This window comes from Pseudoalteromonas sp. SaAl2 (assembly GCF_052947895.1).
This window is the reverse complement of the sequence record NZ_CM129605.1, coordinates 1,989,218-2,001,347: the sequence shown is the minus strand read 5'-3', so window position 1 is coordinate 2,001,347 and position 12,130 is coordinate 1,989,218. Positions and strand designations below refer to the sequence as shown.

The following is a 12,130-nucleotide window of genomic DNA, read 5'->3' as shown; positions in this document are numbered from 1 at the left end:
AGACTCCCTGTGCTTATTCAGCGTTCGCACTGTTTGATGTATTGTTTACCACGACAGGCATGCCTGGGAAGAAAATCTTCGCCATGCCATCGATGATCACTTCATCACCTTCATTAAGTCCTGACTTAATAAGCCAAAAGTTTTTATCCCCTTGGTTTTCAGGCTTCTGGATCCATTCACCTACTTCAACTGGAGCTGGGCGAGCAATCGTGCCACCTTGTTCATTTTTGCCGACCAGATAAACAAATTTACCAGTGCCATTATCAAGTACAGCTCGCTGTGGAATAACAAAGGCATTTTTACGCACTGCGCCGTTTAAGATAACACGCACAAATTGGCCTGGACGCAGTTTAAAATCAGGATTTGGGATAATCGCTTGTAATTCACTGGTGCCGGTATTTGGGTTGATGCGTACATCAGAAAAGTTTACTTCACCAGTGTGACCATAGAGTGAACCATCTTGCAGTTTGAGAGAGGTTTTCCATTGACCATTTTTAGGCAGAGTGAGTGAGCCGTTAGCCATATCTTGGCGCATTTGTAATTGTTCGCGCTCAGAAATACCAAAACGTAAACGTATTGGATCTAGCTGGGTAATTTGCGTTAACAATAAATCAGGGCCAGAGACATAAGTGCCCTCTGAAACAAATTCACGGCCCACAACCCCTGCAACGGGCGCTTTGACTTGGGCATATTCTAGATTTAACTTTGCTTCGTTTAGCGCTACTTTAGCAGCAGCTAAATTGGTTTGTGCAATATCTTGTGTTGAGCTGGCATTATCGTAATCACGTTGTGAAACCGATTTATCTGCACGCAGCTTTGCTAACCTTTTTAACATCGCGCTGTGCTTGAATAAGCGATGCGTTCGCGCCGTCAAGCGCCGCTTGCGCACGTTCAACGGCCAATTGATAAGGTTCTAGGTTGATTGTAAATAAAGACTGATCTTTTTTTACCGTTTGGCCTTCATCAAAGTTACGTGATTCTAATATACCAGTTACCCGCGCTCTTATTTCAACTTCTTTAGAGCCAGATAGAGTCGCAGGTAACTCAATAGTAAACGGGGCATCTTCTGTTTTAGCTAACACAGTAGCGACAGAAGCAGGATGCATAGCGGCTTGTTGTGCTTTAGGTGCTTCACTACATCCTTGAAGAAAGAGCGAGGCTGAGGTAAATAAAAATAATGATAACTTCGATAGTGCGAAAGGCTGACGCATGGTTACTCCACAGTTCCAATTGTATAAGTATAGGTTTAAGCAAATTTAAGCTGATTGAGTATGGTTTGTTGCGCGTTTTATAACCATGTCATTTAAAGGTAATGAATGATATTCAGCTTAAGTAAACGCAAGTGTATACCCAAATTTAAAATAGGTATACACTTGCGTTTACTTTTTTCTACATTAATGTGGTAGATTAGGGGGTGATTAATATCGGGGGGCGATGTGGAATCAAGTAATAGTAAACAAAATGATGTGTTGTGTGCCGCGATTCAAGAGTTTGCGCAATATGGGTTACTTGGCACAACAATGGAAACCATTGCTAAGCAAGCTAATGTTTCAAAGCGCACCTTATATAAACATTACCCGAATAAAAATGCGCTGTTTGACGAGGTGGTTGCATTATTATTAGAGCGTTTTTCACAATTACATAAATATCAATACCAACCTGATATTGATATTTATGAGCAATTAAAAGAGTTAGCTAAGGTATGCTTGTCACTTGGCAATGATGAGAACTACTTAACCTTGTCGCGTATTGTGATTATTGAATCGATGCGAGATAAAAAACAGGCCGCACGATTAGAAGAAAAGTTTTTAGACTGTGAGAAGGGACTACTTACGTGGTTTGAACAGGCTCATCAAGCGGGCGTATTAAATGATGTGCCAGCAGATATTGCGGCTTCATTTTTCTACGGTGGATTAAAAAATATGGGCTATTGGGAGCAAGTTATAATGTGGAAACCCGCATTAGATGAAGCGAGCTTAGAGCAATTAATAGATTTGACTTCACGGTTTTTTGTGAGCGGAATAAAATTGCAAAAATAAAAAGAGGTGGAACTTATCCATTAGTTCAACCTCAGGGTATTGATCCATTTTAGTACAATCTAGTTACTTTAGAAGAGTGACTAACTCGGTTAAATCTTTCACATTGTAATCAGGTTTTTGTGCGAGTGGGTATAAGGCTTTACCTGGGCGCGCAATAAATGCCGTTTGTAGGCCTGCCGCTTTTGCACCAGCAACATCCCAGCCATGGGCTGCGACCATTAACGCATCTTCTGCTTTTACATTCAGTTGTTTTAATGCCCACTCATAGGCACGTAAATCAGGTTTGTATATCTTAATATCTTCAATACTGTATCTGGCTTCAAAGTAATCAGTTAAACCTGCACTTTCAAACTGCGCTTTTACGCCATTATTTGATGAATTAGTTAAGCTCACTAATTTGTAACCACTGTCTTTTAATGCTTGTAAGCCTGCTTTAACATCTGGGTGTGCTGGTAGGCTTAATAATGGTGTAACAATCGCGGCTTTAGCTTGTTCGGCACTAATTTTAATATCATTGTTTTGTGCCACCATTAATAATGATGCAACCCCAATTTTGCCAAAATCCTGATAGTCGCCGATGGCTGTGCTCACTAAAGAGTGGTGTAACATGGTTGAAAACCAAAGCGGAAGTAAATCTTCTCGTCCGCCTAATGCCGCACCAATTGACTCGCGCATTGAATCCAGATCGAGTAATGTTTCATTAACGTCAAAAATAATAACTTTTGGTTTGTGCTGTACAGATTCAGCTGCCATTACATTTCCTCCGAACAATTGACCTAACAGTACTAACGATAAACTTAGCTTTGTTAGCGTTTTAAAAATAGCCATATACTTTAATGCCCTTGTATTTACTGTTAGGGGGTTAAAATTGAGCGCTGTGGGCTCCAATTACCCCCATTTATTATCTATGAAACAGTATAGTGTTTGGTTTTTTTAAATAAACATTGCAAAACCGAATGCTACATTCGAAAATATTAAATGAAATAGGGGAAGCTATGTACAGTGTGAGCGATCTAGAAACATTTATTGCAATAATAGAGAATAAAGGCGTGCTTGCAGCGGCAAGCGCACAAGGGTTATCTCCAGCCACTGTTAGCCATCGATTAGCTAAATTAGAGCGAGAGTTAGCAACCGTTTTAGTTTTTAGAGATAGTCGGCGAATACGGCTATCACCGGCTGGTGAGGTGTTTTATCAGCGTGTTGGTACGATCCTTGAGGCATTACATGATGCCGAATACAGTATTGGTGCACGTGGTTCATCGGTGAGTGGGTTACTTAGAGTGACAATGCCTCCTTGGGTGTTTTCAAAGTTCGTGATGCCCAAACTGATTGCGTTTGAGCAGCAATACCCTGATTTGCAATTAGACTTTTCGATTTCAGATAACTTTGTCAATGTTGTCGATGATGCACAAGATATTGCTATCAGGGTGGGCAAGCTGAATGACTCTGCCTTGCTATCACGAAAAATAGTTAACAATCAACGTGTTTTATGTGTGGCACCTAGTTATGTAGAAAAATACGGTATGCCAACATCTTTTGAGCAACTGCAGCAACACTTTTGGGTGTGTTTACCGTGGCAGCGACAACTCAAACTAAACAATGGCGCTGGCAAAGTTGTCAACTTTAATGCTAAAACGCGTTTCACTATTTCTAATTCAGATAATATGACTCAAGCTGCGATAGCGGGGCATGGGATTGCGATAAAATCAAAATTAGCTATTAAAGATGAATTAGACACAGGCGTATTACTTGAGGTTTTGCCTGGTATCTTAGCTGATGGTGATGCACCAGTGTGGTTTTTAAAGCCACAAAATAGTTTAACAACTCGAAAAACAGAGGTTTTTTATGAGTTTATGAAGTCATTATTTTTAAATACTAATTCAAATAATGGCTAAGGATAAAAATAGTAACCCTAAAATAACGACGATTTAACAATTTGCCTTGTAATTAATGCTAAAACTCGTAACCTAAGCTTAATAATTGTAATAGTGAGTCATAATGTGGCACAAAGTAAAGTAACGACAACATTCGTTGAACTGTCTGCTCAAATAAGACGTTTTGTATCACGTATTGTATTACCTGATGATGTAGAAGATATCGTTCAAGAAACCTTCGTTAAAAGCTATGAAGCTGACTTGAAACAAGATATTAAATATACTCATAGTTATATGCTAAAAACGGCGAAAAATTTAGCCTTAAATCATGTTGCTAAGTGGGATAATAAACATAGTGACTCACTTGATACAGGAGATGATTATCACCAACATCTAAAATCGATGCAGCTTGAAGATGAAGTAACATCAAAAGAGCGATTTTTACTTTTTTGCCGCGCGACAGAGCAACTCAGTCAGCCAGTACGAAAATGCTTTATATTAAAAAAAGTATATGGTTTGAGCCAAAAAGAAATCGCAAAGCAAATGAACTTAAGTGAAAGTACGGTCGAGAAACATATAGCAAAAGGGCTGCTAAAATCTATGCAGTATATGCAGCAACAAGAGCAAGTATCCTCAGGCACTGAGCAAGCAAATGTCACTACCAGGAGGGTGGGTAAATGAGCAATATTCATCAATTTTCGTCAAAAGACGTTATTCAGGCGCAAGCAAGCCGATGGATCAGCGCTATGGATCGCGGCTTATCGGAGCCAGAAAGAGAGCAATTTCAACTGTGGGTGCAGCAAAGCAAGACACATCAAGATGCGGTTTTTGAACTTGCACAGTTATGGGATGAGTTGAGTGTTCTCAATGAGTTAAGCAGTTTGTTTCCGAATAAACAGGTACCTTCTAAAAATTCAATTTCAAATACGCGTTTTACCATAGCTGCAAGTATTTTTGCTGTTATGCTGATGGCGACGTTTATGTTTGCAGGCTTCAATTTTTATCCCAGTTCAGTGCAGGATCAAGCCAAGTACAGCAAAATATACCGTACTAAAGTGGGTGAGCAGGCAACCTACGTTTTACCAGATAGCACCATAGTGCAATTAAACACCAATAGCTTATTGGAAGTGGCTTATACCCAAGGGCGAAGACAGCTCATTTTAAGTCGTGGTGAAGGGCGCTTCAATGTCGCTAAAGATGCATCACGGCCTTTTAGCGTCATGGCGGGTGACAAATCGTTCACTGCGTTGGGTACTGTGTTTAATGTTCAGCGTAACGACTCATCTGATTTAGAGCTGGTGGTTACTGAAGGTAAAGTGATGATCACTGATCCAAGTGTGGCGGTAAATGCGGATGATTTTGTTAGATTGCAACAGGCTAATAATGAGACTGAGCAAGTGAGGAAAATTAACGCGAGTATTGTTATCTCTGGAGAAAAAGCGCTCATAAAAGAAAGTATTACCAAACCGATAAAACAGTTATCAATGGATGATGTACAGCGCGATTTAGCATGGCAGCATGGCATGTTAATTTTTAATGGTGAGCCGCTAAGTGAAGCATTGCAAGAGGTTAGCCGTTACACTGCGACACGGTTTGAGTTAAAAGACCCTTCATTAGCATCGCTTAAAGTCGCTGGGGTCTTCAAAGCGGGTGATATCATCGGCTTACTTGATAGCCTGCAAGCAAATTTAGCGATAGAGCATGAGCGGTTAGGTGAGCATATTGTTAGCCTAACACAAGGCGATCATAGTTAAGTTGGTGGGTTAAACTCTGACTAAAAACATGAAAAGTAGCAATGCTGAAAACAAAAAGTAAAAAAATAATAAATAAAAAGTCAAAGGCATGTAGAGGATTATTCATTCTCAACTGTTTGTATAAGTTGCGTAGTAACCAAACGTATCCATTATGTGGGTTGATTGCATTGGCGCCTTTAGTTTGTAGCCTGAATGTACAAGCTAATGCCGTTGAATCACAGATGGTGCAATTTGATATTAAAGCGCAACGAGCAGACCTCGCACTGATTGAATTTGCAAAACAAACTGAACAAACCGTGGTTTTTTCATTTGAGTTAGCAAAGCAATATCAAGCTCAATCGGTGTTTGGTTATTACACTCAGTTGGATGCACTCAATACGATGTTGCAGAATACTGAACTCGATGCGGTTGTTGATCAAAATGGTTTACTGAGCGTAAAACTCAAACAAATCAATAGGAATGATAACAACATGACAAAGCTTTCTGGGGTCAGTGCAGCCGTTTTACCACTTTTAATGGCAACAAACAGCCAAGCCGTTAATGCGCAAGAGCAAGCGGCACAAGAAAACATAGAAAAAATAGCTATCGTTGGTAGCCGTGTAGCTGGGCGTTCGGTCGAAGATTTACCTGTTCCTGTTGATATTTTAAGTGCAGAAGCGCTGGAAAATACGGGACAGACAGAAGTTGGCCGGATGTTACAATCAATAGCTCCTTCATTTAACTTTTCTAGCTCATCAATCAGTGATGGTACAGATGCACTTCGGCCCGCAACATTACGTGGTTTAGGCCCAGATCAAACGCTGGTACTTATCAATGGTAAGCGTCGCCACCAAGCCAGCATCATTCATATCAATACATCTGTAGGGCGTGGTACAGCGGGCACCGACATGAATGCTATTCCTGCTGCATCAATTAAACGCATTGAGGTATTACGTGATGGTGCAGCGGCACAGTATGGCTCAGATGCCATTGCCGGTGTTATTAATATTGTACTTAAAGATGCTGAAGAAGGCGGGAAAGCGGCAATTAACTATGGTCAATACTCAGAAGGGGATGGTGAAACAGTTAATATCGATTTCAATAAAGGCTTTGCTCTGGGTGATGATGGTTATTTAAATACCACGATTAATTATCGCGATCGTGCGCCGACTAATCGCGCTGGCCTACATGGTTCTTGTCAGTTTTATGGTTGTGAAGAACTAAGCGATGGTACTTTACTCGCTTCAGACCCTCGTGAGCTAACAGCCCCTCGTGATACTTTCAGAATTGGTGATGCTGACTCACAACAGTTTGCTTTAACCGTAAATACTGGTTATGAATTAGCTGGTGGCGAGCTTTATGGTTTTATCACTTATTCAACCAGAGATAATGAGTCCGCTGCGTTTTTCCGTCATAATGCCAATGCAGATGGTAACCCAGTTTTACAAGATGGTGATGCTGTTATCCCGATGGGTTTCTTGCCAAAAATTAACACCACGATAGACGACATTTCATATAACTTTGGTTTTAAGAAAGAGTTTGATAATGATTCAAGCCTTGACCTTTCATACACCTATGGTGAAAACAGTATCGACTACACCACAAGTGATACGATTAATGGCTCATATGCTAATTTATTACGCTACGAGCAAGGGCTAAGTGCTGATGATATTCGCGCAACTATTCCTCGCGAGTCTTATGCTTATGGCATGGAGCTTTCTTTGCAAACCCTAAACTTGGACTACACAAAAGATTATGATGATTTTTCATTAGCCATGGGGGCAGAGCTGCGAACTGATGAATATCGCATTTTAGAAGGCAGCGAATATGCATACCGAGATTACGATACCAATAATGGCGTTAATATTTACGATGGCCTAAGTGGTGGTGTCGGCAGCGAAAACGCTGCGGGCGGCACGCAAGGTTTTGGTGGTTCTTCTCCTGAATCGTCAGTAGATGAATCTCGAGATGTTATTTCGTTCTATGTTGATGCTGAAACTTACGTGATTGATGATGTGATTATTTCTGGGGCGTTGCGTTACGACAACTATAAAGGTTTTGGTGACACGGTAAACTTTAAACTGGCCGGTAATTGGTCTGTTACTGATGATGTTTCATTACGTGGTGCGGTTAGCACGGGCTTTAGAGCACCTTCTATGCAGCAGCTGTATTTTAATAATATTAGTACGCAATTTGTTGTGGGCCCTAACGGTGATTTAATCGCAGAAGAAGTGGGTACATTTAGAAATGACAGTACCCTTGCACAAAGCATTGGCATTCCAAAACTTAAAGAAGAAAAATCAGAAAACCTCAGTTTAGGTATTGTTTATAACGTAACAGATAACATTAATGTCACTATCGATTATTACTCAATTGACATTGATGATCGCATTGTGATCAGTAACCGTTTAGGTAAAGGTTTATCATCAACACTTGATGCTGCCCTTGTGAGTTCTGGTGCTGGCGCTGGCCAGTTTTTCTTAAACGGTGCAGACACTGAAACACAAGGTGTGGATTTTGTTGCTACGTGGAACACAGAAGGCCTTGGTGGCACACTTGATTTCACCTTAGCAGCTAACTTCACTGAGACTGATGTAGTTGATTTATTTACCCCTGCAGGCAGCGGCCTTGAAACAATCCCAGTAGAAGACGTATTTTCAGCTCAAGAAACATCCATTATAGAAGAGTGGCAACCACAAGATAGGGTCAATTTAAGCGCGCTTTACCGCTTAGAAGATTGGACAGTGAATTTATCTCTGAACCGCTATGGTGAATACACTGTGGAAGATGGTGGCCGCCAAACCTATGGGGCAGAAGTGCTTACAGATGTAAAAATAAATTACTATGTTACCGATAACTTGTCGTTAAATATTGGTGCAAATAACTTATTTGATGTCTACCCAGACAAAAATACCATTGGTAACTCACGATCTGGCACCATTGTAGACGCGTCTGGCAATACAATTGTTAGTTCAACAGGTGTGTTTGAATATTCACGTCGTTCTGCGCCATTTGGCTTTAACGGTGCTTATTACTATTTAGGTGCCGAATACCGTTTCTAAATAACTTCTCCTACGTTATTTAACTTTTGAAGGGCCGTAAGGCCCTTGTTTTGATTTAATGAAATGTATTAGTGCTTTTGTTGCATGCGGCTCATTTCTGTATGGCAGCTTTGCATTGTCAATAACACTTTAGATAATGCCGCTTCACAGTCATGTGGCTGTGGCTTTTTCATAGCGGCTTTAATTTCTTCTAGCGTTTTATCTTCAACTTCTTCAAGCTCTTTAACGTAAGTTTGATCGTTGTCTGAGCTGAACTTAGTGATTAAAGACGTATAAGCACGGCGTGCTTCGACAGCAAATGATGAGCCATCTTCGCGCTCACCTTTTTCATTGATAGCATAGGGTTGTAAGCTTTCAACACTTACTTTTCGGGCATCTATCATACGTTGAAAAAGTGCACCAATTGCAGGATCTTCAACTTTATTTTGAGCTTTTTCATAAAATTCAATGCCGCTGTTCATTACTTGGATAATGTCAGTGATATGATTTGCGTCTTGTCCTTGATGGGTATTCATAATAATGACCTCTTTAAGTTAACTGAATTTAAATGTCACTTACTTAAAGCAAGGCCTGTTCCATCTGGTTTTAGTTTTTAACACCATGATTTAAAATAACTTATATTAAACATGTGTTCTACTTACTCACTGGTTTCGCAAATTTTACAAGCTATTATGTAATTGTTTTACTTTAACTCATTTGCCACTTCAGCTATTTTCTGTCTGAGCCAAATATGACTGGCATCACGGTGAAGCAATGGACTCCATATCATATCTAACTCAAAAGGAGGGATGGGGAAAGGTGGCTCAAGAATTGTTAAACCAGGATCGTCTACATATATATTGGCGGCCTTTGACGGCAGTGTAGCAACTAAGTTTTGTTCTTTGGCTAAATGAATTGCAACGTGATAGTTACGGGTAAATGTGGCAATGTTTCTATGTTTGCCAAAGTGGGCAAGGGCTTCATCAACCCAGCCAAGCTTTTGCACATCTTTAGGATCCATACCTACACCGACCCCAAAACCGGTTTTACTTACCCAAATGTGGCGTGCTTTTAAATAACTATCAAGGCTGAAATTTTCAATGATTGGGTTATCAGTTTTTACTAAGCAGCAAAAGCTGTCTTTCCATATGCGTTTATGATGAAAAGACTGGGGTAGGTTTTCAAAGCGATTGATGGCCATATCAACTTTACCATTTTCAACATCGTGGAAGGTAACATCACTGGGTGTGAGTATATCTAAGGTGGTGTCTGGGGCTTCTTCATGTAATTTACTTAGTAAACGTGGGGCGAGTGTGCTAGCTGCATAGTCACTGGCCATAATTCTAAACACGCGCTTACTCTGACTCGCTTCAAACTCTCTATTAGGTGCGAGGGTTTCCTCTAGCGTCATTAAAATCCCACGGATCACAGGCTGTAACTCAATAGCGCGCTCTGTCGGGACCATGCCATCACTGGTACGTACTAAAATAGGATCATTAAATAAATTACGCAGCCGTTTTAGGCCATTACTCATTGCTGGTTGAGTGATACTTAGTTGGTTTGCTGCACGTGTAACGTTGCATTCACGTAGAAGCGTGTCTAAATATACCAGTAAATTTAAATCTATCTTGCTGATGTTCATTGTGTGTCCTTGCGTTTACCAGTGCTGGATAAAACGTTGTGTGTTCGGATATGGATAAATATGGCTCACTACACCATCTTTAATATTCTTTTGAGCCTGCTGCCAGTAACCTACATCCAAAAGCTCTGGATGTGCCTGCATAAAAATAGCTTTATAACGCGGGTTTGGCATTACAAATGTACATAACTGCTCAGGAAATACATCTTGTGGTGCTACAGAGTAGCTTTGCTCATCAGTTAAGTAGTCATCATAACTTTTTGCTTTAGGCAGTGTCCGAAAGTTCATGTCTGTTAGGTATTGCACTTCATCGTAGTCATAAAAAATAATGCGATTATGATTACTAACCCCAAAGTTTTTAAGCAACATGTCACCAGGGAAGATATTCACCGCAATCATTTCTTTAAGCGCTTGTCCATATTCATTGATTGCTGTTACCGCTTCTTCGTTAGTAGCTGATTCTAAAAATAAATTCAGCGGGGTCATACGACGCTCTATATATAAGTGCTTTATAATGACTAAATCACCTTCGATAACCATTGACTCACCAATAGTGTTTTTAAGCTGTAGGAGTAAGTTATCGTCAAAACGGGATAAAGGAAATACGACGTTCGAATACTCTATGGTATCAGCCATACGACCGACTCGGTCATGACTTTTAACAAGCTGGTAGCGTTTTAGTACGGTGTTTCTGCCAAATGGTTTGCTCTCGCCAAATTTATCTTTAATAACTTTAAATACATAGCCAAATGAAGGAAGGGTAAATACCATCATTACCATACCAGGGGTTCCTGGCGCTATAACAAAGTCATCATTCGAGCGGGCAAGGTGAGCCAAAAACTCTCGATAAAATTCTGTTTTACCTTGCTTGTGAAATCCAATTGCGTTGTAAAGCTCAGCTAATGTTTTATTTGGCATTAACTGATTTAAAAAGCGCACCAATGCCGAAGGGGCATGTGTTTCGACCATAAAGTATGCACGAGCAAAGCCAAAAATAACCCGCATTTGTGAGGAGTTAGTAAGTAGTGCATCTAGATAGAGGCCTTCCTCTTTATGATGTAATACTGGAATGATAAAGGGTTGTATACCACTGCTTGAAACAACACGGCCGACAATATAAGCCGCCTTGTTGCGATAAAAAGGAGTTTGCAATATATCAAAACGCATTTGCCATGCGCTGTGGTGGGTATCCGGTGCTTGATTATAAAATGCTTTTACGAGTAGGCGAATATCACGTTCTAAGTTTACAAAAGGGGCTTTAAAATCAAATTGGTTTATTATTTTACGGATTGTGGGCTTTAACCCATCAACAACAGGAAAGAAACTTCTATATTCAGCTTCGAGCGGCAAAGCAGGGGCATTAGCGAGTGAGGTTTCAACAAAAATAAAATCATTATTAAAATACCGTCGATGAAACAGCCTACAAAAAACGGAGTTATAGAATGTTTCAGCAAGTTCAGCCTGAGGGTGGAATTGTAAAAACTGTTGATAATGTCGCTTACTTTCAAGCCAGAGTTCTTCATCTAATTGATTCGCTAAGGCAAGATGAGCTTCTTTTAATTGCGTGATGGTTTCATTTACACGGGTGTCGTAATGGCTAATTCTGAGGAGGCTGATTTCATGCAATTGCGGCCAATCCTGCTCTGAAAAAGCAATTGGCGCTTGCGAAGTGATTTTTTGAAATAATCGATAGTGCTTTTTAAAGCCCTTTAATATGAACTCTGCAATTGTGTGTGCGTGCATGTGTGAGAGTACTCCTAAAAAAACGACATAGAGCTATTGCTCTATGTTTGTTAAGAGTATG

General features: G+C 40.2%; 11 protein-coding genes. 5 read left to right on the top strand and 6 right to left on the bottom strand.

Annotation, left to right across the window (positions count from 1 at the left end; genetic code table 11):
* Window positions 1-13 precede the first annotated feature (13 nt).
* A complete protein-coding gene (locus ACU8V8_RS09670; RefSeq protein ID WP_446887315.1) occupies window positions 14-835 on the bottom strand; it encodes an efflux RND transporter periplasmic adaptor subunit in 822 nt (273 codons plus the stop codon).
* Window positions 801-1,211 (bottom strand): efflux RND transporter periplasmic adaptor subunit, encoded by a 411-nt coding sequence (locus tag ACU8V8_RS09665; protein ID WP_446887314.1) that lies wholly within the window; start codon window positions 1,209-1,211, stop codon window positions 801-803. The genes ACU8V8_RS09670 and ACU8V8_RS09665 overlap by 35 nt, the downstream gene beginning before the upstream one ends.
* A 225-nt stretch (window positions 1,212-1,436) precedes the next feature.
* On the opposite strand from ACU8V8_RS09665, the gene ACU8V8_RS09660 reads away from it, so the two are divergent.
* Entirely contained in the window at window positions 1,437-2,039 is a 603-nt protein-coding gene (locus ACU8V8_RS09660; protein WP_446887313.1) for a TetR/AcrR family transcriptional regulator, read from the top strand.
* A gap of 63 nt (window positions 2,040-2,102) precedes the next feature.
* Here ACU8V8_RS09660 and ACU8V8_RS09655 read toward each other — a convergent pair whose 3' ends face one another.
* Window positions 2,103-2,867, bottom strand: coding sequence for a haloacid dehalogenase type II (locus tag ACU8V8_RS09655; protein WP_446887312.1), 765 nt, complete (start codon window positions 2,865-2,867; stop codon window positions 2,103-2,105).
* A gap of 167 nt (window positions 2,868-3,034) precedes the next feature.
* Here ACU8V8_RS09655 and ACU8V8_RS09650 point away from each other — a divergent pair, with 167 nt between their 5' ends.
* The 4 genes from ACU8V8_RS09650 to ACU8V8_RS09635 all read left to right on the top strand — a co-directional run bounded on the left by ACU8V8_RS09650 (window position 3,035) and on the right by ACU8V8_RS09635 (window position 8,708).
* A complete protein-coding gene (locus ACU8V8_RS09650) occupies window positions 3,035-3,934 on the top strand; it encodes a LysR family transcriptional regulator (RefSeq protein ID WP_446887311.1) in 900 nt (299 codons plus the stop codon).
* A 105-nt stretch (window positions 3,935-4,039) separates the two neighbouring features.
* Window positions 4,040-4,594, top strand: a complete 555-nt coding sequence (locus tag ACU8V8_RS09645; RefSeq protein ID WP_446887310.1) for an RNA polymerase sigma factor — start codon at window positions 4,040-4,042, stop codon at window positions 4,592-4,594.
* Window positions 4,591-5,667 (top strand): FecR family protein, encoded by a 1,077-nt coding sequence (locus tag ACU8V8_RS09640; protein WP_446887309.1) that lies wholly within the window; start codon window positions 4,591-4,593, stop codon window positions 5,665-5,667. Before ACU8V8_RS09645 ends, ACU8V8_RS09640 begins: the two co-directional genes overlap by 4 nt.
* Window positions 5,668-5,708: 41 nt before the next feature.
* Window positions 5,709-8,708, top strand: a complete 3,000-nt coding sequence (locus ACU8V8_RS09635; protein WP_446887308.1) for a TonB-dependent receptor plug domain-containing protein — start codon at window positions 5,709-5,711, stop codon at window positions 8,706-8,708.
* Between the two features lie 68 nt (window positions 8,709-8,776).
* Here ACU8V8_RS09635 and ACU8V8_RS09630 read toward each other — a convergent pair whose 3' ends face one another.
* The 3 genes from ACU8V8_RS09630 to aceK all read right to left on the bottom strand — a co-directional run bounded on the left by ACU8V8_RS09630 (window position 8,777) and on the right by aceK (window position 12,069).
* Entirely contained in the window at window positions 8,777-9,223 is a 447-nt protein-coding gene (locus ACU8V8_RS09630) for a ferritin-like domain-containing protein (protein ID WP_446887307.1), read from the bottom strand.
* Window positions 9,224-9,390: 167 nt separating this feature from the next.
* Window positions 9,391-10,329 carry a LysR family transcriptional regulator gene (locus ACU8V8_RS09625; protein ID WP_087531863.1) on the bottom strand — a complete coding sequence of 313 codons (939 nt, stop codon included), beginning with the start codon at window positions 10,327-10,329 and terminating at the stop codon, window positions 9,391-9,393.
* 15 nt (window positions 10,330-10,344) lie between these two features.
* Window positions 10,345-12,069 (bottom strand): bifunctional isocitrate dehydrogenase kinase/phosphatase, encoded by a 1,725-nt coding sequence (aceK, locus tag ACU8V8_RS09620; protein ID WP_446887306.1) that lies wholly within the window; start codon window positions 12,067-12,069, stop codon window positions 10,345-10,347.
* Between the last annotated feature and the right edge of the window lie 61 nt (window positions 12,070-12,130).